This is a genomic window from Collinsella aerofaciens, from assembly GCF_001405375.1.
Lineage (GTDB): Bacteria > Actinomycetota > Coriobacteriia > Coriobacteriales > Coriobacteriaceae > Collinsella > Collinsella aerofaciens_F.
Map to the genome: position 1 here is coordinate 1 of NZ_CYYP01000016.1, position 25,382 is coordinate 25,382.

Below are 25,382 nucleotides of genomic sequence, written 5' to 3' on the forward strand. Positions count from 1 at the left end.
ATCCGGTCCGACCGGGCCGCGCGGCAAGGAGATATATTGCCAGACCGGAGGGGCGCCGGGGGCGGGAATCGCGCACTCCATATTTTGTTCACAAATGAATTAACTGGGCTCCGAGTTGCTCAGAGTCACAAATATGGTCATAAACCTTGGACAGACCGTATGACCTCGGGAATCTTGCTGTCCACTGTAGACATAGCATCTTTATACCCTCGTCGGTCTCCGCTAGTAAGTCCGTAATAAATTGAAGGACAACGTTAACAAACTTATAAAACGCCAGCGGGGCTCTATCACCAATTAGATAGAGCCCCCGCTGACGGAGTGTATTTGATTGAAACAACGTTCCTGAATTGATTTGCTGGAAATAAGGAGCAAAAGATCCGTCCGGATATACGTGGCGACAGAACCCTGTAGCTGACTGAGCGCCACCAGAAAGCGGCATAAGCACAAAGATCGGCTCTACCTCGCCGCGGACGACAAAGATGCCCTCGACTAAAGCCAATCCGGACACCCCTAAAGCAGATAGAGCAAATGTCGGTTTATATAACGAAAAAAGGGGGAGGCCGCGAGGCCTCCCCCTTCTCCATCTTGGATGACGGCTCGGTGCCGTCCACCGGTCAGCGGCGCCCTGGCCTCCCACGGGCTGACCCCGCAGTACTCTCGGCGCGATGGGGCTTAGCTTCCGGGTTCGGAACGGGACCGGGCGTGCCCCCCATGCTCTGGCCGCTGACCGGTGGGCGGCGCCCACCGTTACGGTGTCCTGGGTCTCACTCTACACGTGCCCTGGGGGCCGCATGGCGCATAGGGGAGATGACTCGGGGGCATCCTCGTGCCCGGACCGCGCATGAGCGCTCAGTCCCGCGGGCCGCGAGGTGCGGTTCCGGAAGAGCTCGGGCGATTAGTGCGGCTCGGCTGAGGACGTCGCCGTCCTTGCACCTGCCGTCTATCGACCAGGTAGTCTACCTGGGCCCTTACCGGAAGGAGAACTAATCCCTGGAACGGCTTCCCGCTTAGATGCCTTCAGCGGTTATCCGCGCCGCACGCGGCTACCCGGCCGTGCCGTTGGTCGACAACCGGTTCACCGGAGGTGCGTCCACCCCGGTCCTCTCGTACTGGGGGCAGCCTCCATCGATTCTCCTGCGCCCACGGAGGATAGGGACCGAACTGTCTCACGACGTTCTGAACCCAGCTCGCGTACCGCTTTAAACGGCGAACAGCCGTACCCTTGGGACCTGCTCCAGCCCCAGGATGCGATGAGCCGACATCGAGGTGCCAAACCTTGCCGTCGATGTGGACTCTTGGGCAAGATCAGCCTGTTATCCCCGGAGTACCTTTTATCCGTTGAGCGACGGCCCACCCACTCGGGGCCGCCGGATCACTAGAGCCTGCTTTCGCACCTGCTCGGCTTGTGGGCCTCGCAGTCAAGCCCGCTTGTACTCTTGCATTCAAAAGGACGGTTGCCGACCGTCCCGAGCGGACCTTCGCGCGCCTCCGTTACCCTTTAGGAGGCGACCGCCCCAGTCAAACTGCCCGCCTGGCACGGTCCCCGAGCCGGTTGACGGCCTCGGGTTAGGACGCCGGTCGCGCGAGGGCAGTATTCCAAGGGCGGCTCCCCGGGGGCTGGCGCCTCCGGATCTGTGCCTCCTGCCTATCCTCTACACGCGGGACCAGCGGCCAATGCCAAGCTGCAGTGAAGGTTCACGGGGTCTTTCCGTCCTTCCGCGGGTAAGTCGCATCTTCACGACCAGTGCAATTTCACCGGGTCCATGGTCGAGACAGCGCCCAAGTCGTTGCGCCTTTCGTGCAGGTCGGAACTTACCCGACAAGGAATTTCGCTACCTTAGGACCGTTATAGTTACGGCCGCCGTTTACCGGGGCTTGGCTTCGGGGCTTCGCCGAATCGGCTAACTCCTCCGCGTGACCTTCCGGCACCGGGCAGGCGTCAGACCCTATACGTCGCCTTGCGGCTTCTGCAGAGTCCTGTGTTTTTGGTAAACAGTCGCTTGGGCCTCTCCACTGCGGCCCGCCTCCGCTCCCCGGGCGAGCCGGTTCACGTACGCGCGGGCACCCCTTCTCCCGAAGTTACGGGGCCATTGTGCCGAGTTCCTTGACCATGGTTGACCCGATCGCCTCGGTATGTTCTACCCACCCACCTGTGTCGGTTTGCGGTACGGGCGCGCACGCGCCTGCCTAGGGGTTTTTCTAGGGACCTCGGGCTCACTCGCTTCGCTCAATCGCTTCGTCCGGAGCCTCGCCCTCAATGCGGACCGGATTTCCCTGGTCCGCGGGCCGCGCTCCATCACGGGGACGTCCAGAACCCCGCCGAGCCACCCCCATCCGTCGCCCCGTCGGTCGTAGCGCCGCGTGCGCGGTGCAGGAATGTCTGCCTGCTGCGCGTCGGCTACGCCTCCCGGCCTCGCCTTAGCCCCCGACTGACCCTGGGAGGATTAGCCTTGCCCAGGAAACCTCGGGTTCACGGCGGACGAGTTACTCTCTCGTCTCTCGCTACTCATGCCAGCATTCTCACTCCCATGCGCTCCACCGTCGGTCGCCCTGACGGCTTCTCCGCCCATGGGAAGCTCCCCTACCGATTCTAATGAATTAAAATCCCGCCGCTTCGGTGTCCAGCTTAGCCCCGTGTATTGTCGGCGCATGTCCACTCGACCAGTGAGCTGTTACGCACTCTTTGAATGGATGGCTGCTTCTAAGCCAACATCCTGGTTGTCTGGGCGGACGCACATCCTTTGCCACTCGGCTGGAACTTGGGGACCTTAGCGGGCGGTCCGGGCTGTTTCCCTCTCGAGCACACAGCTTAGCCCACATGCTCTGACTGCCGCGCTCTGGGCCGCCGGCATTCGGAGTTCGGTTGGATTCGGTAGGCGGCGAAGCCCCCTCGTCCATCCGGTGCTCTACCTCCGGCGGTGAACGCGCGACGCTAGCCCTAAAGCTATTTCGGGGAGAACGAGATATCTCCGGGTTTGATTGGCCTTTCACCCCTATCCGCAGGTCATCGCCGCCGTTTTCAACCGACGTGCGTTCGGCCCTCCACGGGGTCTTACCCCCGCTTCAGCCTGCCCACGGATAGCTCACCCGGCTTCGCGTCCGCGGCGCGGGACTCAAGTCGCCCTGTTAAGGCTCGCTTTCGCTCCGGCTCCCTTTCGGTTAACCTCGCCCCGCGCCAGCGACTCGCTGGCTCATTCTACAAAAGGCACGCCGTCACACCATAAAGGTGCTCCGACTGCTCGTGGGCGCACGGTTTCAGGTACTGTTTCACTCCCCTCCCGGGGTGCTTTTCACCTTTCCCTCACGGTACTGGTGCGCTATCGGTCACAGGGTAGTACTCAGGCTTGGATGGTGGTCCACCCAGGTTCGGACCGGGTTTCACGTGCCCGGCCCTACTCAGGGACCGCGTCGCGCCGTCCGGTCTGGGTTCGCGTACGGGGCTGTCACCCGCTGCGGCCGGCCCTCCCATGCCGTTCCGCTCCCCAGCCGGACCTGCGCCCGGGGGCGGCAGCCCCCGGATGCGCGGCCCTGCAACCCCGTCGGCGGAACCCCTGCCGGGTATGCCCGCTCGACGGTTTGGCCATCGGTCCCCTTTCGCTCGCCGCTACTCGGGGAGTCTCGAGATTGATTTCCTCTCCTCCGGGTACTTAGATGTTTCAGTTCCCCGGGTTGTCCTCCCCCCGCCTATGTGTTCAGCGGGGGGATATGCACACTGCTGTGCATGGGTTCGCCCATTCGGAGACCCCCGGGTCGAAGGATGTGTGCTCCTCGCCGGGGATTATCGCAGCTTGCCGCGTCCTTCATCGGCTCCCTGTGCCAAGGCATCCGCCGTGCGCCCGTGGTATCTTGCGGGACCGCTCTCGGGCCCGCGGGATATCCACGTGTCGCTAATAAAAATTAATCGATATCATGAATAGCGCTCGTATGTCGCAATTCGGGTATCTCATACCGCGGCACAGTTTATGTACTGTGCTCGCGATCAGATGCTCCTCACTCATTAATAAGTGAATTCTTCTTGTTTGGATCGGATGAATGATTGCTATCATTCTGTCTTTAAAATCGCAGAAAAGAATCGAGTCTGGAAGAATTGGATCTTCCATCTCTCTCCTATCGCTATGCGGCTCTCAAGGTACGCGGGTGCGACCCCGGGGACCGGGTGCTGCGGGGACTTCCTCCGGGCGACATCCACCGGACGGGCTCCTGCCCTCTATTCGAGTTAAGTTGATCTCTCTAGAAGATTTATCTCCCTAGAAAGGAGGTGATCCAGCCGCACCTTCCGGTACGGCTACCTTGTTACGACTTCACCCCCCTCACCCTCCACACCTTCGGCGCCTCCCCCCTCTCGGTTGGGCCGGCGACTTCGGGTGCAGACGACTCGGGTGGTGTGACGGGCGGTGTGTACAAGGCCCGGGAACGCATTCACCGCGGCATGCTGATCCGCGATTACTAGCAACTCCGACTTCATGGGGGCGGGTTGCAGCCCCCAATCCGAACTGGGGCCGGCTTTCCGGGATCCGCTCCCCCTCGCGGGGTGGCATCCCTCTGTACCGGCCATTGTAGCACGTGTGCAGCCCAGGGCATAAGGGGCATGATGACTTGACGTCGTCCCCGCCCTCCTCCGCCTTGACGGCGGCGGTCCCGCGTGGGTTCCCGGCATCACCCGATGGCAACACGCGGCGGGGGTTGCGCTCGTTGCGGGACTTAACCCAACATCTCACGACACGAGCTGACGACAGCCATGCACCACCTGTATGGGCTCCTCTCGGCCACGGGGTCTCCCCCGCTTCACCCATATGTCAAGCCCTGGTAAGGTTCTTCGCGTTGCTTCGAATTAAGCCACATGCTCCGCTGCTTGTGCGGGCCCCCGTCAATTCCTTTGAGTTTTAGCCTTGCGGCCGTACTCCCCAGGCGGGACGCTTAATGCGTTGGCTGCGGCACGGGGGGATCGTCCCCCCACACCTAGCGTCCATCGTTTACGGCTGGGACTACCAGGGTATCTAATCCTGTTCGCTCCCCCAGCTTTCGCGCCTCAGCGTCGGTCTCGGCCCAGAGGGCCGCCTTCGCCACCGGTGTTCCACCCGATATCTGCGCATTCCACCGCTACACCGGGTGTTCCACCCTCCCCTACCGGACCCAAGCCGCGGAGGTTCCGGGGGCTTCGGGGGGTTGAGCCCCCCGCTTCGACCCCCGGCCTGCCGGGCCGCCTACGCGCGCTTTACGCCCAATGAATCCGGATAACGCTCGCCCCCTACGTATTACCGCGGCTGCTGGCACGTAGTTAGCCGGGGCTTCTTCTGCAGGTACAGTCTTGACTCTTCCCTGCTGAAAGCGGTTTACGACCCGAAGGCCTCCGTCCCGCACGCGGCGTCGCTGCGTCAGGGTTCCCCCCATTGCGCAAGATTCCCCACTGCTGCCTCCCGTAGGAGTCTGGGCCGTGTCTCAGTCCCAATCTGGCCGGTCGGTCTCTCAACCCGGCTACCCGTTGTCGGCACGGTGGGCCGTCACCCCGCCGTCTACCTGATGGGCCGCGGAGCCATCCCCTCCCGTCGGGGCTTTAGCCGGGGTGCCATGCGGCACCCCGGGGTATCCGGTATTACCCGTCCTTTCGGGCGGCTATCCCGGGGGAGGGGGCAGGTTCTCCACGTGTTACTCAGCCGTTCGCCACTCGCTTCCCTCCGGAGAGGGGTGCCGTTCGACTTGCATGTGTTAGGCGCGCCGCCAGCGTTCATCCTGAGCCAGGATCGAACTCTCCGTCCAAAATAAATGGGCTTCGAGCCCGTCCGGTCCTCACAACTGTTACGCTGATCGGTTCCGTTCGATTCATATGGTTTTAGTATAGGAAAAGGAATTTCTCGGGGCCGCCTCTCGGCGGCCTTGCGAAAAACAAATCCAAGTTAGACCATTTCAAATGGTTCGATGTCTGCCCGGATGCGACACTCGATGTGTCCATCCTCGCAGTATCCGGTTCTCAAGGCGCACGCCCCGCGGCTCATCCGGTCCGACCGGGCCGCGCGGCAAGGAGATATATTGCCAGACCGGAGGGGCGCCGGGGGCGGGAATCGCGCACTCCATATTTTGTTCACAAATGAATAGATCCCTCAGTCGCGTCACTGAGGTTAAAACTGAAGCATTGGCTTCTGATATTGGCGATGACCAGCTGTTTTACGAGTATTGAGACATCGGTCATCTCTGGAGCGCTACTTTACTCCAAAGGCATCAGCTATTTGTTTCCCATCGGTAAAAGGCGGGTTTTGTTCGCCAAGCGTTCTTATATATAGATAGATACGGGTTCGAACCCATGAAAGGGCGACAAAAAAGACGGCCAACCGAAGTTGACCGTCTCAACAATCTTTGGGTGGGCCGTCAGGGGTTCGAACCCTGGACCTTGGGATTAAAAGTCCCCTGCTCTGCCAGCTGAGCTAACGGCCCGCGGGTGGCATTGTACCACGGTCTGGGACTATTCCCAACTCCATTGGCCGTTCTGGAAAATCACAACTTCACGTCCATCAGGCGTAATGCCCGTAATATCGATGTCGTCCGTGCCGATCATAAAATCGACGTGCGTGCTCGAGACGTTAACGCCATGCTCCAGGAGCTCCTCCTTGGACATGTCATACCCACCCTCGATACATTCGGGGAAACCGACACCTAGCGCGAGATGGCAGCTAGCGTTCTCGTCATAGAGCGTGTCATAGAACAGAACGCCGCTTTCGCGGATCGGAGTGTTCTTGGAAATGAGCGCGACCTCGCCCAGATGAGCGGCACCTTCATCGGTGTCAATAATGCTCGCAAGCGTTGCCTTGCCCACGCGGGCGTCGTAGTCCACCACGCGGCCGCCCTCGAACTTAATCCAAAAATCTTCGACTTTATTGCCGTGGTGGATGAGCGGCATGGCCGAGTACACGATACCGTCGGCGCGCATGCGATCGGGCGAGGTGAAGACTTCCTCGGTGGGAATGTTGGGGAAGAAGGGGTGTCCATCGGGCGTCTTGCCCTTGCCGCCGGCCCACTCGTGACCCTTCGTCATGCCAATCGTCAGATCGGTTCCATTTGCCGCGGTGTAATGCAGACAGTCGAAACGATTGTCGTTCAGGAAACGCAGGTTCTTTTCGAATGCGGCGTCATGGAGCTCCCAGTCGCTCTCTGGGTCTTGGCCATCGGCGCGAGCGGTGTGCAGAATCGCATTCCACAGCTTATAGATTGCAACCTCATCGGCGTCTCCCGGGAACACCTCGCGCGCCCAAGCCACGACCGGAGCGCCGGCGATGCACCACGGATTGATGTTGTAATCCAGTCCACGGCGGAAAACTTTGCACTGCGTGTTCTTTGCCTTAGAAGCTGCAGCGGGCTTAGCGGGATCGATGCCCTTAAGGGCGGCGGGGTCCGCACCCTCGATAAAGATAAAGCAGGCACCGTCCTGGGCCAGGGAATCCAGCTGCAGGCGCTTCCACTCGGGCGTCTGCTCAAAATAGCTTTTCTCGACATGCTCGTACGTGAGCCTCGTCACGGCATCATCGGCCCAAATGACCGTCACGTGGCCGGCGCCGGCAGCATAGGCCTCCGCGACCACCACGCGCGCAAACGGCGCGCACTCAACCGGAGACTGAACGACGACTTCCTGGCCGGGCTTAACGTTTACGCCCTTGCGGACAACCAGGCGCGCATAGTTTTTAATCTTGGGCTCCAGGGACTTCATACCCTCCAGGGCCTCTTCGACCGTCAGGGCAGCTCGAATCATGTGCCACTCCATCTATCTATAGAACAGTAAAAAGGCGCGCCGCAAAAACGACGCGCCTTATATCTTAGCGATAAGTATGTATGCAAACGCTACTTCTTCTTGGAGTCCTTCTTGTCCTCCTCGGCAGCTGCGCGCTCGATAAGAGCGTTGAGCTTGTTCTCGGACATGCCCTCGGCCTGCGCGCGGTACATGTTGCGCAAGGGACGAATACGAGCGAAGTCGTAGATAAAGTCACCTAGGATGATGACATAGGACAAAACGATGCCGACCATCTGGACAGGGCTGGACACCATGCCAGCGGGAGCGAAGTACAGCGAGGCCCAAATTGCCACGACGAGCACCATGCCAATGGCGAGCACAATCCACCAGATGCGACGGCGCTTGGTGTAGTCCTCGTCCTGCTTGAGGAGGATATTCGACACCGTATAGATGCGGTCCTCCTTGGCGCGCTGCTTAGCCTTGCGGGCGCGCTTCTCCTCTTTAGAGAGGCCCTCGAGGTTCTCGCCCTTCTCGAGCTCTTTGCGGCGTGCCTTAGACGAAGCCGGCACGACGCGAACGGAGCTCGCTGCTTGGCGGGCGGGCTTAGCAGATGCGGCAGACTTGCGCGCAACCCCGGTAACTTCGTGGGATTGCGTGCGCTTGTTCGTGGCGCTACGGGTACTCACTTATGCGTTCTCCTTCATGCTTGTGAACTGGGAGCCGGTGATGATCTGGAAGGCCTCGCGATAGCGCTCGGACGTGCCATCGATGACCTCGGCGGGCAGGTGCGGGGTCTCCCCCGTCATATCCCAGTTGGCCTTGAGCCAATTGCGGACGAATTGCTTGTCGTAGCTAGGCTGGATCTTGCCCTCCTCGTAGCTGGCAGCAGGCCAGAAACGGCTGGAGTCGGGCGTGAGGCACTCGTCGATCAGCGTGACCTTGCCATCGATGACACCAAACTCGAACTTGGTGTCGGCAATGATGATGCCACGGGTCGCGGCGTACTCGGCAGCGGCCTTGTAGATCTTGAGGGAAAGGTCACGAATCTGCGTGGCGATGTCCTCGCCCACGATCTCGCAGCAACGCTCGAACGAGATGTTCTCGTCGTGGTCACCGATCTCGGCCTTCGTGGACGGCGTGAACAACGGCTCGGGAAGCTTGGAAGCCTCGGTCAGGCCCTCAGGCAGCTGGATGCCGCAGACGGTGCCGTTCTCGTCGTAGGTCTTCTTGCCCGAACCGGTCAGATAGCCGCGGACGATGCACTCGATAGGAATCGTCTGGGCCTTCTTAACCAGCATGGCGCGGCCAGCGAGGTAGTCACGATACTCAGCAAACTCCTCGGGGAAATCCGCCGGGTCGATGGAAACGAGATGGTTGGGAACGATGTCGGCAAACTTATCGAACCAGAATGCCGAGATGCGATTGAGTACCTCTCCCTTAAACGGGATCTCGTCGGGAAGAATGAAGTCGAACGCAGAAATGCGGTCGGTGGCGACCATCAGCAGGTTTTCACCGGCATCGTAGATATCACGAACCTTGCCACGGGAATCCGGACGACGCTCCATCGTTGTCACGTGAGTCACTCCTTACCTAAATACGACAGAAATGCGGGTTCTTTCCCGCATGTTTTCGCAAACTCGGAGCGGCAGGGACGCGGCCCCTCCTTCACCGAATAGCGAAAAGCTAGTGCTCCATTGTAGTAGATGCCGCGTCTGCCGTGTGCTCGCGGGGCAGATGAATTGTAAAAGTCGTACCCTTTCCAAGCTCCGACTCCACGGATATGTAGCCATGGTGACGCTCGACGATCTGCTTGGTCACGGCGAGGCCGACGCCCAGGCCGCCAGCTTCGCGGGCGCGGCTGGCATCGGCGCGCCAAAACCGCCCGAAGATGCGCGACAGATCGTCCTTGGCAATACCGATACCGGTATCCGAAACGGCAATACTGACGTGCTTGCGGTCGCTGAGCACCGACACCACGACCCAACCGCCCTCGGGGGTGTAGCGCATGGCGTTGCTCATGAGGTTGATGACGCATTGCGTGATCATGTCGGGATCGGCTTCGACGACATCGTCGTGACCCTGGGTCTCGTCCGCAAAACGCAGGCGCAGATCGCGGTCGACAAACAGGCGCTCCTGGGCATTGACGATGGAACGCACAAAAGGAACCATGTCCACCGGCTCAAGGTTGAGCGGAGCCGTGCTGTTTTCCATGCGCGACAGGTCGAGCATCTGCTGCACCAGACGAGCCAGGCGACGCGTCTCGGAAGCAACGGTCTCCAAATGCTCATCGTCGGTGGGATACACGCCATCCTGCATGGCCTCGACCGTTGCGAGCATGGCCATAAGCGGCGTGCGAAGCTCGTGTGCAACGTCTGAGGTCAGGCGCTTCTCGTGTTTCATATCCTTCTCGAGCGAAGTGGCCATCTCATCGAAGGTCTCACCCAGCTGATCGATCTCGTCATCACCGCGCAGTCCCGTGCGAGCCGACAGGTCGCCGTCACGGATTTGCTTTGCGGTACTGGTGATGCGATGAATCGGCTTGGTGAGCATGCGCGACACGAGCGATCCGATAACGACCGAAATGCAGATTGCAACAACCGCGGCGAGGGCCATGGCGTTAAAGGTCTTCTCCCTAAACGCAGAGTCCGCCTTAGTGAGCAGAGCGTCGGAGCCGATGGCCCACAGCTTTACCTGTCCGACATGCTCGCCGGAAGACGTTACAATCTCGACGTTAGCAACGCTATCGGAGTCGGTTGGAGCAGACGAGACCGGGCTATGCGATGCCCTCTTGCCGCTCGTGTCGTCGGTCGTAGCCTGGTTTTCGCGTACATCAGCGGTGGCGCTTGCCGAGGGCCAGGAATCGTCATAAACGATCACGCCCTTTTTATTGACGACCTGCATGCCCAGATCGTCGGAAACCAAACTCGACGTTGCGACCGTGCGCAGTTCTCCCGCGGTCCAAGAGCCGTTTTCCTCATATGAGGTTGCCAACTTCTCGGCAGCGGAATTTGCGATTTCGACGATATTGGAGCGTGTGTAATCCGAAAAGACCGTGCCCCACACAACAGAGACAACGCCCACCAGCACCAATACCGTCATGAGCGATGTCAGAGCAAAAGCAAGTGCCATGCGCGAGGGATAGCTCATCGTTGGCCGTGAATCGGAACGAGGCGTGTTCCAACTAGCCTTGGAACCCGCCTCGCTCTCCTGCTTGTGCTTTTGTCCGATTTCAAAGCGCGCAGGTGTCATATGTGATTTCCCTATTTCTCGTCCGACTTATCGGTCTTGGCCGGAGCCTCGAAGCGATAGCCGACACCATGGACGGTGTAGAGCCACTTGGGCTTCTTGGGATCATCGCCCAGCTTGGCGCGAAGATTCTTCACGTGGCTATCGATGGTGCGCTCATAGCCCTCAAAGTCATACCCGAGCACTTTCTCGACCAGCTCCATACGGTTATACACACGGCCGGGATGGCGGGCAAGCGTGGTGAGCAGCTTGAACTCGGAAGCCGTCAGATCGACTTCCTTGCCCTCGACCAAGATCTTGTGGCCCGAGATATCGATGACCAGATCGCCGAAGTCGAGTACCTCGACGGCGGGCTCGTCGGCCTGATGGGCACGGCGGAACAGAGCGCGAACGCGGGCGACGAGCTCGCGCGGCGAGAACGGCTTAATCAGATAGTCGTCGGCGCCGAGCTCAAGACCGATAATACGGTCCTCGATCTCGCCCTTAGCCGTCAGCATGATGATGGGGACATCCGAGGTATCGCGAATGGTGCGGCAAACGCGCTCGCCGGGAATCTTGGGGAGCATAAGGTCGAGCACAACCAGGTCGAACTGATGCTTCTCGAACTCCTCGATAGCGGACTGGCCGTCGCCCACGCCCACAACCCAATAGCCCTCGCGCTCGAGATAGGCAGCGACGGCGTCACGGATTGCCTTCTCATCCTCGACCAGCAGAATCTTTTTTGCATCTGAAGCCATAACACGGCCCCCCCTGTCTCAATTAGCTAAGAACAAGCTCATTTTAACGCACCTGAGCCCACCGGGTATCGCATGGGTGCGATAGCTCGGCGGGCGGTACCCATAGTCACAACGCGCTTATTCCCCTGTCGAGCCCTTTTTAACCCCTCGGAGACTAAAGAGAGAACAAGCGAGCGGTAACCGTCTCGGGAATCCCCTGACTGTTACGCACCGTTGCGTACGTTAAGAACGAGTTCGATTTACCCGCCGTAGCAGGATAATCGCCATACTCCAAGGCTCGGTCGGGCGACAGAAGCGAGCCGTAGGTCTTAGCCGAAGTGTCAATCAAAAAATGCGACGCCTGAACTTTAACCAGGTATTTGTTTTTCCTTCCCGCAGCGCACGCGAGCGGCTCACGCGAAAGGAAGAGGTACGGCCCGCCCTCGTTACCGATATAGGTGCCCATATTGCCCAGGCTGCCCACACCGCTATACGTCGCCTCAATGGAGAACACGAAGGTGTCGCCCATATACACGGCCTCGAAAGGCGAAACCGACGAAGGCAGCACCAGCTGAGCTCGCTTCGTGTTGTTGCCGTCAGTCAGGTCGATCGCCGTCATACCGTAATAGACGCCCTCATCATTGTGCACGCGGGGCGAGATGGTCAGGATGCCGTCGCTCACACGCGGGGCGGATGCGAAACGGCCCGTCGACTTCCAAATAGTCTCAGGCTTGGACTCGCTGGGCGACTGACGGTAGCAGTACGAATCGTTGCTCGTCTTGGCGCCGCCGGACGAAGGCATCTTATACCAGATGACCGACGACCCATACGCTGTGAAGAGCGGCGGATCGTAGTTTTCGCCACCGCGGTCGAGCTCGACAGCGTTGCCGGTAAGGGAGGAGCCTGCAAGGTTTTGCGCATAGAGTTTCCAGGACGCATTGGCAAAGTTCATCTCGACCCACGCGAACACGCCATCACCCGCGCGAACGTCGTAAAACGCATAACCGGTTCCCTCAATGGGATCCTCGATAAGTGTGGTAAGCGAGCCATCGCCTAGGTTGAGCACACCGAGCGTATTGGCATGCAGGGCAGAAGCAGGCGCCATCATCGCGGCAGCGTAGTCGCCATCGCAGTAGTACAGCAGCGTGCCCAGCGGCAGCGTCCACGAGGCCGCGGGCTCAAGATCGATATCGACAGCCTCGTACTCATCAGTGATCGAGACAATCTTCGAATCGTCCTTGATAACCTGCGGCTCGCCAGCGGCGTCATCACTCGCGCCCGTTTTTTTCGAGCAACCGGCCAGTACGGCAGCAGCACCGGTAGCGGCGCCACCCAGCACAAAACCTCGACGCGTTATTCCATTCTTAAAGCGATCAGCGATGCTCATTAGGCGATCTCTGCGCGAGCGGCCTCGATAGCGCGCGTAAGCTGATCGGCGCATGAGGTCTTTTTCATACCGCAGGTATTACCGGCGAGAACCTCGATTACGCGATCGGCGGGAGCGCCCTCGACCAGCCTGGAGATGGCCTTGAGGTTGCCATCGCAGCCGCCAGTAAACTCGACGCCCAGCACCTTGCTGCCATCGTCAGAGAGATTGAGGTGAATATTGCGAGAGCATACACCCTGAGGCTTGTAGTCAAAACTAATCATTGAGATCCCCTCTCAGAAAGAAATTTCAGACGTCTATTATCCCCGCCTGGACCGACTTATTATCGCAAGCACCGATTCAACATCCTACGATGCTTGGACTGGCGGGGGCAAGATTAGCAGTCCGCACCCTGTACGTGGACCATGCGCTTTTCCCGATACATATTGTGGTCGGCGACGCGATATACATCGGCCAGCGTATTTCCAGCCGTCTCGACGGTCGCCACGCCAATCGATGCGCTGACCGTCAGGGTCTCATCGCTTACCGCGGCAAGACCGAGACGAAGATCCTGTTCCAGCCCGAGCGCAGACTCGTTGTCAGTATGGGGGCAAACCAGCAAAAACTCGTCGCCGCCAACGCGCATCGGCAGGTAATCCGCACCAGCCACCCGCCGCAGCACGGACGCCGTCCGTCGCAGCAGTTCATCCCCCATCTCGTGACCATAAATGTCGTTGGTCCGCTTGAGATAATTACAGTCCACCATAATCACGCTCACTGGCAAGTCCTCGTTTACCAGGCTATCTCCACGCGATTCAAGATAGTTGCGGTTGCGAAGCCCCGTCAGTTTATCTTGGTATGACAGCTCCTCGGCATGCTTGGCCATCGAGATGTTGAGCGTCGCCACGACAACCGATTCCAGCCGCCCTTGCTCATCACGGTGTTGGGGAACAACCTGCAGCGAGTACCAAGCACCCCGGCAATCTCGCACCTCCGCAGTCAAGTACGGCACGCCCTCCATACGTTCTCGAAGCGTACTTATATCTACGAGTCCCACAACCGCTTCGCGGCTTTCGGGGCTCACGATATCCCGGCAGACCGTGTCCATAAAGTCATATGCCTCGTTGTGCTCGGCAAATATCTTCGCTATCGCTGGCGACATATTGATTCCCTCGATCTCGAGGGTGTCGAGATGCAAAAGGAAGGTCGAATCGTAGACGGCGCTTATGGCATTGATAATGCCGAGCTGTTTATCCTTTTCGACCAAATTGCGGTGGTCAACGATATTTCGAGCCAACAGTACCACGACCCAAAACGCAAGGCATGCCAAGACGCCGACGGCGACAAATGAAATCCTGTCAGACATGACCTCGGATTTGGGATACAGCGCAAACAGGCGGTAGTCCTTATATGCCGCACGCACGGCATATAAGGTAGTCCCCCGATATTCGATACGCGTTATGCCCTCGTCTTTCCAGTCAATTCCGCTATCGGCAAGAAGCCGAGCAAGGGTTATATCGACGGTCGAATCGTTTGAGGAAATGATTTGCGCATCGCGCATCACAAGCACCGTTGGACTCTGATGGAACGTGTTGTTCACAAGGACGTCGGCGATCGTGTACGAATAGTCATCGGCGGGCTCAGCTGCAAGGGATCGATATCCCAACGCCACCCCATCACCGTATGGAACGGCACTCACGGCAAAGTCGACACCGCGACGCTCAACGACAGTCGAGTAGGACACTTTGGAGCCTCGATACATGGATGCGACCGACGAACAGGCCAGCTCCTCTCGCCACAGCATGAGTGGATCGCGGCCGTCGATATCGTAATGGGCGACCATATGACCATCGGCGTCCATGACCAACATTCCCGAAAGGCTCTCGGTATGGACATATTCCTCGACCAGATCGTCGTTGACTTCAAATCGATCAGGCGGCAAGAACGTCGCAAACGACTCGAGCGCCGCATCCAAATTGTGCGTCGCCTCGGTTTTTCTTCCCTGTTCATATCGGTCATATTTTTCGCAGGCATTTTTTAAAAACACCATGGTTTCCTGGCCGAACCCAAGCGTTTTATCAAGGCAGCGATGCGTGCCGACTATATAGAGCAGACTCAGTAGGGCAACGCTGGCCACGATGCCGATGACCACTGCGGCTAAACTCTTTCGGCGAAAGCGGCGCTCGTCATTTGTCATGATTCCGCTCCTTGCCCGCCTGTCGTCGCTCCTGCCTTGTAATTATCCACAATGCGCTCTATCGTGCCGTCTCGATCCATATCGTACAGCGCGGTATTGAGGTTTTTGACGTACTCCCCCTCATAGCTATCATCAAACGCGACGCCCAGGTCAACCGTCATAACGTTGCCGGCGAACACACGATAAACGCCAGGATACTGGGCAACGAGTCGATCAAGCGACTGAACGTCCGCCATCCAACAGTCGACATACCCTTTGGCGAGGGCGGCTTTGCAGAGTTCGGCAGAACCATACGATTTGATTTGCACGTCCGGCGAGATATCCAGATCCCCTGCGAGCAATCGGCGTTCGCTCACCGAGCCCGCAATCACCGCAATGGTCTTGCTTCCATCGAGATGCGCCAAGGACTTGATGCCACTCGTTTTCTTGGCGGCGACCGAAACCGTCAGGGTCAAATACGGCTCAGTCCAGTAATACTTATCCTCACGATAACAGGGAGAATAGTCGCACCACAGGCAATCGATATCGCCGTTTTTGAGTAGGCGATCACGGTCATTCCAAGATATGTCGATAAATTGCGGCTTGATCCCTGCGCGTTTGCAGGCCTCGCGGGCGATGTCGATATCGATACCGGCGTAATCGCCCGTGGTATCGACATACACATAGGGGTCGTTATCCGTAACGCCGATTTTGAGTACCGGGAGGTCTTTGTCGGCTTCATTCGGGGAGGAAGAGCTGCTTCGAACGGTATACGTCAGGGCGCCCGCACAGACGGCAACAAGAAGTATGAGCGTAAGCGAGACGATGGCGGCTCGCTTGGTACGTCCGGGCACACGCCTCCCTTCATCGAAACAGCAGTCGGATTTCATTTTATACCCGGGGCTGATGCGGCGATAAAAAAGCGCCTCACCCAAGATGGGCAAGGCGCCAAAGGTTGAAATGCATCCGCAAGCGGTCGAATTAGGTTAGCCCTACTCGAAGTTCAGCTGCTCCAGGCGGTCGAAGACCGTGTCGATGCGGGTGACGAGTGGGGTACCCTAACGCTCGAGACGTTTGCGCATAAGCGCGAAGGCAATCAGCGAAGCGCCGGCAACGGCCATAATAAAGGCGACAGCAAGGGCCTGGTCGCCCGTGTTGGCAAGCGCGCCCTTAGTAGCCTTAACAGACTTTTTGGTCACCTTAGTCGTCGTCTGCTGACTAGGCTGGGACGGCGTCACGGGCTGCGTAGGCTGAATCGGCTCACCATTGGCCTCCTCGCCCGTCACCACGTACGTCGAGAAGTGGCTCGTGCGGAAGCAGAGGTAGTCGCCCTCGGTCCACGTATCCATAGCCTGAGTGGAACCATCCTCGGCAACGTAGAGCACCTTGAGGTTGGTGAGCGCCTTCATGGCGGCAGTCATCTTGACACGGACGATGAAGGACATGCCTTCGTAGTCCTCGATAACCTCGCCGTCCTTGAGAAGCTTGATATCGAGCTTATCGGCAACCTTGGTAGCCCCCTGCTCAAGGCCGGAAATCGTAGCATTGGCGGCATCGGTAAGATCCGTCGGTTCCTCGACCACAAGAGAGATGCTGTTGTTCTGGGCAATGCCGGCAGCGACATTGTTCTCGGCGCTTACGCTAACGTCCGTTCCGTTGCTACCCGCAACGCCTGCAATGGTCTTTGCCGCTACGATAACGGCGCAGGTCGCGGTTTTGTCGCCACAGGTGGCGGTAATCGTGGCGGTACCGGCCTTAAGCGGCGTCACGACGCCGTCTTTGACCGTGGCGATCGACGAGTCGCTGGAGGTCCAGCTCACCGTCGTATCGTCTGCATCGGCAGGACTCACCGTTGCGGAGAGCTTTGTGGAGGCATCACCGACGGTAAAGGACAGGCTCGTCTTGTTGAGCTCAACCTTTTGGGCGGGATTGGTCACGGTCACCGAAACGGTCTGGGAGAGCGACCCTGCAGTGATGACAAAAGAACCAGAACCGGTCTTGAGGGCGGTAACGGTGTAGGAGCCATCACCGTTGTCGACAACCTTAAACGCCTTCGAAGCGCCCGTGTCATCCAGAGCAAGATTGGTCTCGTCGACCTCACCCGCAAGGGTTCCAGCAAGAGAAACCTTCACGGTGCCCTCTTCGCCCTTCTTGAGGCCGAGGACGCTCTGGTCGACCGTAAGGTTCGTTGCGGGATTAGAGACGGTCACCGCGCAATCCTGAGAATAGGTGCCGTCTTCAGTCGAAACGGTGATGGTTGCGGCGCCCTTGGAGACAGCCGCCACCTTTCCGGTTTGATCGACTGTAGCGACACTTTCGTTGCTGGACTTCCAGACAATCGTCTGGTTAGCCTCCGCGGGAACGACCGCCGCCTTAAGCTGCTCGGTTGCAGCGCCCACAAGCACGACCTTCTGCTTATCGAGCGTGATGCCCGTAGCAGGCTGAATAACCGTCACCTTGCACGTGGCGCTATGCTCTCCGTCCTCAGTGGTGACGGTAATCGTAGCAACACCTGCCTTGACCGGGGTCACGACGCCGTCTGCAACCGTGGCGACCGTAGGATCGCTCGACGACCAGGACAAGTTCTTGTTCGTTGCATTATCGGGCTCAACCGCTGCGGTCAACGTCGAGGGCTCACCGCCCACAGCAAGCTTAAGGTTTGAAGCGCTGAGCTTGACGCCCGACACCTTTACAACCGGAGTGGTTACCGTAATCGCATCCGTGGTTGCAGAGACCCCATCAACCGTTGCCGTGATCGTGGCATCACCGTCACCGACAGCGGTAACAAGACCGTTAGCGTCGACGGTAAGGACGCTCTCGTTGGAAGAGGACCAAACAACTTGGCTGGCCTTGTCATCAGGGGAGACCTTTGCCTTCAGCTGCTGAGTCGTGCCTTTATCCATGGAGGTTGAGTAGCTGTCCGCAATGGAAACCGCAGTCTTTGCAGGCTCCTCGCCAGGCTTGACAACATGAACGGTCATCGTGTCGCAGAGACGACCACCCAAGTACATTGAAACCGTTGCATCGCCGTAACTATGAGGCACTAAATACCCCAAGTAACTGCCACCACTAAACATCGGTCCTTTTACCTCGAGGACATCCGGATTATCTGAAGTGAAAGAATACTTTGCGCCGGCATAGGAGTCCATCAATTCCTCAGCGCTTTTACTCAGCACGCCCTTTGGATATTCAAACCCCCTGTCACATTCCAGCCAAAGCCAATCTTTGGATATACTATCTGAACTGACCTCACAGGGAAATGTATAATCGCTCGACACAAACTTAGCCTTCGAAAGGCTCACTTCCGCAGGGTCGACAACCTCTATCTCAAAGGGATGGTCATTGCCAAGGCCATCACGAGCATGAGCCTTAACGGTGCCAGGCTTTATTGCCTTAAACGAGTTTTCACCACCGATAAGCTCAACGACATCGTTGCTTTCCAGAGAATAGGTTACAGCGCCAAAGTCCGCACCCCAATGTGCGCGCTGGCATGCCTTCAGTACTTCATTTGGAGAAACGTTGAGAATGGCAGTCAGATAACTGCTGTCCCCAACCAGCATCTTTTGCTTTTTGTTCCCACGCTCATTGAATCCGGGCTCCTGATTCTCGGTTACAACATCACATAGCTTCTTCGTCTCAACTTCACCGTTGCAATAGTCGACAAGAACCTTGGCCTCTTTAGCATCTTTCGACAACGCCTCGAGTTGCAAAGAAGCGCTTAGCTCGGAAGTTCCATATGATGAATAATTCGAATTCACCCTTGCCTGGACTTTGGAATCCTTTGAGGGGTCTTCCTTAATAACAAAATATGTGGCCGCACGGCTCTCGTCCACGGGACGAACGTCAACTCTCCCCTCTAGTAATGCATAATGCGTGTTCCCGCATTTTTGCGGACAATCATCCGTGTAACCCAGCGTTGCGGTGTTTGTTGTCGCACCAGATTGGTCGTAAGAAACGAAACTGACCTTAATTGGATTGACTTTAGCCACACTTTTAATCTTAAGAGAACCGTTTAAACTCTCGTCGGTCTTGCTCTTCAGGGTTATAGTCGTTGTGCCAACTTTGGTGGGGCTAATTGTCAATACCCAACTATGTGACTCATAACTTACCTTAGCGATATCCTCGTCAGACGATGTGATATCGATATCGCTAGGGTCAATGTGCGCCCATTCGTGATTTTTATTAAAAAAGGAAAGCCTTCCTTTCACCGTCTGTCCAACAGCGACATCAAATTCTGACCACACATCGCCTGTAGACGAATCGTATGGGAGAAACGATGCACCCATGGAACCGTCCTGCGACTCCAGCATGACAGCATCCGCATGCGGAGCGGCCACCGTCAGCCCAAACGTTGCCGCCGTTAAAGCAACACAGATGCCTGTGGCTATCCTCCAAAACCCTTTTCTCATTCCTCTAAGTCCAATCTCTCGTGAAAAAACGCAGCATTCTCCCACACCTTAAAATTGGCTTAAGGATACCCCCCCCCGACAGTTACCGGCAAGGTAATGTTTGTCAGATGTCTCAAATTATCGGCAAGCAGCACAGTTGACGCGCATATATCGCTGACGTCCAGCTTTCTAGGTGCGCTCATGCACAAGCCCCGCTGGCAGAGCGAGCTGCGAGCGGGGCTTGTGTTGGAAAGTCGCACTCGAACGAGGGCCGCGGAGAATTGATCGATTTGACTACCTCCCCGATCGGTCAATTAGAACTCGAGCTGCTCCAGGCGATCGAAGACCGTGTCGATGCGGGTGAGGAAGTCCCACGGGTCAAAGATCTCGTCGAGCTTCTCCTGGCTGACGGTGCAGCGCGGATCGGCCTCGAGGCGCTCCTTAAAGGTAGGACCGGAGACGCAATCCTGCACCTCGTGCCACGTGGCCATGGCGTTTTCCTGCACGATGGCATAGGCATCCTCGCGGGTGATGCCTGTATCGACGAGAGCCAGCAGCACCTTGGAGGAGAAGATGAGGCCGCGGGTCTTGTTGAGATTGGCCATCATGCGGGCAGGGTACAGCTGCAGGCCGTCGATGACGCGGATGAGGCACTGGAACATGTGGTCAAGGGCGATGAAGCTATCGGCCTGGGCGACGCGCTCGGCAGAGGAGTGCGAAATGTCGCGCTCGTGCCACAGGGCAACGTTGTCGAAGGCGACCTGGGCGTTGGACTTGACGATGCGCGAAAGGCCGCAGACCTTCTCCATAGTGATGGGGTTGCGCTTGTGCGGCATGGCGGAGCTGCCCTTTTGACCCTTGCGGAACGGCTCCTCGGCCTCGAGCGTATCGGTCTTCTGCAGGTTGCGAACCTCGGTCGCAATGCGCTCGCAGGTAGCTGCCGTGGTAGCGAGCACGCCGGCAAGGTAGGCGTGGTGGTCACGGCTGATGACCTGCGTAGACAGCGGATCGTGAACCAGACCAAGGTGCTCGCAGACATACTCCTCCACGAACGGCTCGATGGAGCTGTACGTGCCGACAGCGCCCGAGATGGCACCGAAGGCGACGTTCTTGCGGGCATCCTCAAGACGGTCCAAATCGCGCTTGAGCTCCCAAGCCCAAGAGCCAAACTTCATGCCGAAGGTCATCGGCTCGGCGTGAATACCGTGAGTACGGCCGGCGCAGAGCGTGTTGCGCTCCTCGAAGGCACGGCGCTTGCAGATCTCGCCGAGCTTCTTGACGTCCTCGATGATAAGGTCGCAAGCCTGAGTGAGCTGGTAGCACAGAGCCGTATCACCCAGGTCAGAGCTGGTCATACCGTAGTGAACCCAGCGGCTGGGCTTGGGCTCGCCCTCGGGGACGTCGGCGTCGATGTACTCCTTCATGTTGGTCAGGAAGGCGATGACATCGTGGCGCGTGACCTCCTCGATCTCGTCAACCTTCTCCTTCTCAAAGTTGGCGTGGTCGCGAATCCACTGGGCCTCTTCTTTGGAAATACCGATCTTGCCGAGCTCCGCCTGGGCCTCGCAGGCCAGGACCTCGATCTCCTGCCAAATGGCGTACTTGTTCTCGAGGGAGAAGATATGTCCCATCTCCGGGCGGGTATAGCGATCGATCATAGCGGCTCCTTTTTGGTTATTGGCACGTTGGTCGTAACCCAACCATTGTACCGTGCGCAGGTGCAAGTATGGGCAGCAGGCATTAACCTAACATTTTGGAATTGGAGCGGGCAACGGGACGTCCGCGTATTTGCTTCGCAAATCCGCACCGGCTTCAGGCGCCTGTCGGCGCCTTCGCCTGCTCGCTACAAACGCTTCGCGTTTGCTTAACGCTCGCACCCTGGCGGGTTCGAGTCCCGGCGCTTGGTAGTAAAAAGCACGGCAACGTAACGCTGCCGTGCTTGTGCTTTTTACTGGAGCGGGCAACGGGACTCGAACCCGCGAGTGTCAGCTTGGGAAGCTGATGCCTTACCACTTGGCGATGCCCGCATATGTGGGGGATAGTATAACGCGGTTGTCTTGTTCGATACAAGGGTGGCGATGCTTGTTTTAGCTATGGAGATTCGTTTGAAAATCGCGTCAATTGTGGAGATGAGGACCTTTGACCTCCTGTTCTCCTTATCTTCTACCTGCGCTTTTGCTTGATTGTTGAATTTGAGCTCAATTTGTCAGGAATTGGGCAAGCTTTTGGTCAGGCTCCGGTACTTACCCGCATGAACCTCGGGGGTAGCCTCATCCTACGCGTCGCAGCCTCCCCGTGCGGCGCACGAGGGATAAGGAGCAGCCATGTCCAACGCACCCACGCACTCTGTCCACAGCGCAATCGCAACGGGTCCGCTGCTCCTGCTCCTCTTCCTGCTTTTCGGCTGCCTGGCACCGGGAGCCGCATTTGCCGTCGATGGCTACGACCAGCTCGGCTTCCGCACTATTAGCGATGATTGTGGGCCCTTCTTCATCGGCAAGTATGAAGCTCAAGACACCTCGATTGCCTACTGCATGAACCAGGAGCGCCCCGGCCCCACCAAACCGGGCGGCCCATGGCTCAACTTTGATCAAGGCTGGGTGTGGCTCGACGACAAGTTCGCGGCAATCGTTTGTCACGGATATCCCACCACCACGTCGTTTGGCGGTTACCATCTTTCACCCGATCGCGCCCGCGCCGCCACCCAGCTTGCCGTATGGATGCTCAACGGCACTACCCATGTCGACGGCACCTACTCCTACACGACCGCTCAGGGTAAAACCAAGAGCGGACACTTTACCGCCGACAATGAAGTCGTGGCGGCTGCGCGGTGGCTCCACGACAGCGCAAAATCAGGAAGCATCGAAGCCGCTCCGCACCGCGCGCGACGCTATCTAGGGGCCGTATCGGGCGGCAGCAAACGTCAAGACATGCTCTATGTACTGCCGGCGGTCTCTGTTTCCTTCCAAAAGCAGTCTGCTAACACCGTTATTACCAGCGGAAACAATACCTATCAGTTTACCGGGGCAACATTCGATATTTTTGAGAGCGCCAGCGGCGCGCGTGTCGGCACCATCAAGATGGACAGCAACGGTCGAGCGCAAGCAACACTTCTGCCCAACACGGCATACTACCTAGTTGAAACGAAGGCGCCGGCCGGCTATGTCCCCCGCCACGATCGTATTGCCTTTACCACGGGGAATGACGGCGGGCGGGTCGCCATTGATGAACAGCCCGGCACCATCAATCTGCGTATCGTAAAACTCGATGCCGCGACGAATGCCGGCCCCCAGGTGGGATCTTCACTCGCAGGAGCAGAGTTCACGTGTGTGTCGCAATCAACCCCTGGATGGGCACAAATCCTCACGACCGACGAAAGCGGTCGGGCCACCCTCGCCGATGTCCCCTTAGGAACCTTTACCATCTACGAATCAAAAACCCCCGAGGGCTACCTGCCATCCAACGACAGCTGGACCTATACCGTTGGAGCCGACCAGCTCGGCGATTCAGGCGTGGTCGAGATCGAATCTCGCGTTTCCGATATCCCCATTGCGTTTAACCTTGAGATTTCCAAATTCAAGGATTACGGCAATAGCGACCAATCCGGCCTGGAGCAGCCGGCGGAAGGTGTTGTCTTTGAGGTTGTCAGCAACAGCTCTCAGCAGGTTGTTGGCACACTGACCACAAACGTCTATGGCTTTGCCTCCACCAAAGATCAGCCCGAAGCATGGTTCGGCGCAGGCAAGCGACCCGCCGGTGTCCACGGAGCCGTCCCATACGACCGTGCCGGCTACACGGTTCGCGAGGTTCCGGAAACCGTCCCCGAGGGTTTTAAACGTGCAGGGGAATGGACCGTCGGGGCCAATCAGATTTCCAACGGCGCCGAGCTTCAATATATCGTGGACAACCATGCTCTGTCGACGCATCTCCAGATTGTAAAACGCGATGCCCAAACAGGCGCTTCTGTTCCACTAGCCGGATTCACCTTCCAACTACTCGACAGCAATCACGAATCTGTCTCACAAACTTGCTGGTATCCAACACATAACGTAATGGACACCTTTACGACTGACGCGACCGGGACCGTCACACTGCCCGAATCGCTCGTGCCGGGCACCTATTATGTACGCGAAACCTCGGCCAAAGAGCCCTATCTTGTCGGCGAGGAGATCGAGGTAAACATACCCGCCGACATGAACCTAACGCCCGTTGCAATCGCCTCGTATTATGACCACGCCGCGACCGGAAACATCAGGATCGTTAAAACCGATGCCATAGACGGCAGCAGCCTCGCGGGCGCCGTCTTTGAGATCCGTGCCTCGAGTGATATCGTGCGCCCCGACGGTAGCATTGCCGCGCTCGACGGTGAGACTGTCGCTACCATCACGACGGATGAAACTGGAGAAGCACGCGCGGACAACCTCCCGCTGGGACTTGGCACCGCACGCTACGAGGTTGTCGAGACTCAAGCGCCGGCAGGCTTCTTGCTCGATCGGACAACCCATATTGTCGACCTTACTTATGCCGACCAGAAAACACCCGTTGTAGAAGCACGGCTTAACGTATCCGACGATTACACCAAGGTTGATATCTCCAAGGTCGATGCAAGCGGTGAGCAGGAAGTGGAAGGCGCACAACTCACCTTATATGGTCCCGATAAAACCGAAATAGACTCCTGGACCTCATCCGACAAGCCACACCGCGTCGAACATCTTGCACCCGGCACCTACTCGTTGCGCGAAATGATGTCTCCGCGGACCTATGACCTTGCCGAGGAAATAACGTTTGAAATAAAGGATACGGGAGAAGTCCAATCCGTCGCGATGAAGGATGCGCCCATCGAGATCAAGGGACAGGTCGACAAGCGTCAGGAACTTGTCCAACCTATCGAAAAGGGCCTGTTGGCTAACGGCGATGGTAAAAATCGCGCCGCGACGCAAACTAATACGGATGGACTTTTCTCCTATACCATCGACGCTCGAAACGATTCCGCTACTTGGGTTGATGAGTTTACGATTACCGATGATCTTGAGTGCGCCAAAGACGGCACGGCGAGATTCATCTCAATCGAAACCCCCGTCGCCATCGGCGACCTCAACGGTCTGTGCAACGTGTGGTATCGCACGACGCCGTTGGACTCGACAGACGTCGATGAGCCGGCGAACGCGACACTTGACGATGGACACGAAAATCCTTGGCTTGAGTCCGACGAAGTAAAAGAGAGCCTTGGTGAGGACTGCCGCCTCGTCGATTACGACGGCTGGCGCCTCTGGAAGGCGGATGTCTCGACCACGGAATCCACCACACTCGAGGCGGAAGAGCTCGACCTTGCATCCAATACCGTCGTAACAGGCATTCGAATTGAATACGGTGCGGTAGCCGCCGACTTTACGACTCGAAGCGATGCGGATTCTTGGACCCGCGATGATCTCAAAGATGAGCACGACGACCTTGACGATGCCAAAGCAATCCTTGGCTCAGACGCTCGGGGCGCAGTCGTACACATGCAGGCAACGTCGGCTTATACGCCCCAAACCGCACTCACCAACAGCGCGCGCGTCGATCTTTGCCGCAACGGTGGCGGCGATAAACTTGAGTCACATGACGAGGACAGCGTCATTCAACGCTGTACCCTACCGCAGGACCTACCGGCAACAGGATCAGTTCCCATCGCCGCTTGCATCACCGCGCTCCTGACCTCGGGTGCCGCAGCCCTATGGTTCGCTCGCCTTAGGTCGATCCCAAAGAAGCGCTAGCGCGATGAAAAAGCGGG

General features: G+C 58.0%; 13 protein-coding genes, 2 tRNA genes and 3 rRNA genes. 2 read left to right on the plus strand and 16 right to left on the minus strand.

What is annotated here, in order from left to right; genetic code table 11:
• Positions 1–612: 612 nt before the first annotated feature.
• The 14 genes from rrf to ARB25_RS10170 all read right to left on the minus strand — a co-directional run bounded on the left by rrf (position 613) and on the right by ARB25_RS10170 (position 18,265).
• A 5S ribosomal RNA gene (gene rrf / locus ARB25_RS08145) occupies positions 613–728 on the minus strand.
• Positions 729–875: 147 nt separating this feature from the next.
• Positions 876–3,852, minus strand: a 23S ribosomal RNA gene (locus ARB25_RS08150).
• Between the two features lie 399 nt (positions 3,853–4,251).
• Positions 4,252–5,757: ribosomal RNA gene (locus ARB25_RS08155) — 16S ribosomal RNA — on the minus strand.
• Together the 16S, 23S and 5S rRNA genes form the textbook arrangement of a ribosomal RNA operon.
• A 599-nt stretch (positions 5,758–6,356) precedes the next feature.
• Positions 6,357–6,429, minus strand: a tRNA-Lys gene (locus ARB25_RS08160).
• Between the two features lie 28 nt (positions 6,430–6,457).
• Positions 6,458–7,738, minus strand: a complete 1,281-nt coding sequence (locus ARB25_RS08165) for an aminopeptidase (protein ID WP_055287271.1) — start codon at positions 7,736–7,738, stop codon at positions 6,458–6,460.
• Between the two features lie 89 nt (positions 7,739–7,827).
• Positions 7,828–8,403: an ABC-2 transporter permease gene (locus ARB25_RS08170; RefSeq protein ID WP_022093792.1), complete on the minus strand. Its 576-nt coding sequence runs from the start codon at positions 8,401–8,403 to the stop codon at positions 7,828–7,830.
• Positions 8,404–9,282, minus strand: coding sequence for a phosphoribosylaminoimidazolesuccinocarboxamide synthase (locus ARB25_RS08175; protein ID WP_035136481.1), 879 nt, complete (start codon positions 9,280–9,282; stop codon positions 8,404–8,406). It abuts the gene before it with no gap.
• A gap of 118 nt (positions 9,283–9,400) precedes the next feature.
• Positions 9,401–10,966 (minus strand): sensor histidine kinase, encoded by a 1,566-nt coding sequence (locus ARB25_RS08180; RefSeq protein WP_040360026.1) that lies wholly within the window; start codon positions 10,964–10,966, stop codon positions 9,401–9,403.
• A gap of 11 nt (positions 10,967–10,977) precedes the next feature.
• A complete protein-coding gene (locus ARB25_RS08185) occupies positions 10,978–11,700 on the minus strand; it encodes a response regulator (RefSeq protein WP_006236208.1) in 723 nt (240 codons plus the stop codon).
• Between the two features lie 154 nt (positions 11,701–11,854).
• The gene (locus ARB25_RS08190; RefSeq protein ID WP_055287273.1) at positions 11,855–13,066 is read right to left on the minus strand and encodes a twin-arginine translocation signal domain-containing protein; all 1,212 of its coding nucleotides are present in this window, start codon (positions 13,064–13,066) and stop codon (positions 11,855–11,857) included.
• Entirely contained in the window at positions 13,066–13,329 is a 264-nt protein-coding gene (locus ARB25_RS08195) for a TIGR03905 family TSCPD domain-containing protein (RefSeq protein WP_055287275.1), read from the minus strand. Before ARB25_RS08195 ends, ARB25_RS08190 begins: the two co-directional genes overlap by 1 nt.
• Before the next feature lie 113 nt (positions 13,330–13,442).
• On the minus strand, positions 13,443–15,242 hold the full coding sequence (locus ARB25_RS08200; protein ID WP_055287277.1) for a sensor domain-containing diguanylate cyclase: 1,800 nt from the start codon (positions 15,240–15,242) through the stop codon (positions 13,443–13,445).
• Positions 15,239–16,075: a substrate-binding periplasmic protein gene (locus ARB25_RS08205; RefSeq protein WP_055287279.1), complete on the minus strand. Its 837-nt coding sequence runs from the start codon at positions 16,073–16,075 to the stop codon at positions 15,239–15,241. The genes ARB25_RS08200 and ARB25_RS08205 overlap by 4 nt, the downstream gene beginning before the upstream one ends.
• A gap of 204 nt (positions 16,076–16,279) precedes the next feature.
• Positions 16,280–18,265: an Ig-like domain-containing protein gene (locus tag ARB25_RS10170; RefSeq protein WP_172676350.1), complete on the minus strand. Its 1,986-nt coding sequence runs from the start codon at positions 18,263–18,265 to the stop codon at positions 16,280–16,282.
• Positions 18,266–18,556: 291 nt separating this feature from the next.
• Here ARB25_RS10170 and ARB25_RS10175 point away from each other — a divergent pair, with 291 nt between their 5' ends.
• Positions 18,557–18,847, plus strand: coding sequence for a hypothetical protein (locus ARB25_RS10175; RefSeq protein ID WP_055287282.1), 291 nt, complete (start codon positions 18,557–18,559; stop codon positions 18,845–18,847).
• A gap of 1,076 nt (positions 18,848–19,923) precedes the next feature.
• On the opposite strand, the gene purB is transcribed toward ARB25_RS10175, so the two are convergent.
• Positions 19,924–21,267 (minus strand): adenylosuccinate lyase, encoded by a 1,344-nt coding sequence (gene purB / locus ARB25_RS08220; RefSeq protein ID WP_055287283.1) that lies wholly within the window; start codon positions 21,265–21,267, stop codon positions 19,924–19,926.
• Positions 21,268–21,561: 294 nt separating this feature from the next.
• Positions 21,562–21,636: transfer RNA gene (locus tag ARB25_RS08225), tRNA-Gly, on the minus strand.
• A gap of 297 nt (positions 21,637–21,933) precedes the next feature.
• Here ARB25_RS08225 and ARB25_RS08230 point away from each other — a divergent pair.
• Positions 21,934–25,365, plus strand: a complete 3,432-nt coding sequence (locus ARB25_RS08230) for a SpaA isopeptide-forming pilin-related protein (RefSeq protein ID WP_055287285.1) — start codon at positions 21,934–21,936, stop codon at positions 25,363–25,365.
• Positions 25,366–25,382 lie beyond the last annotated feature (17 nt).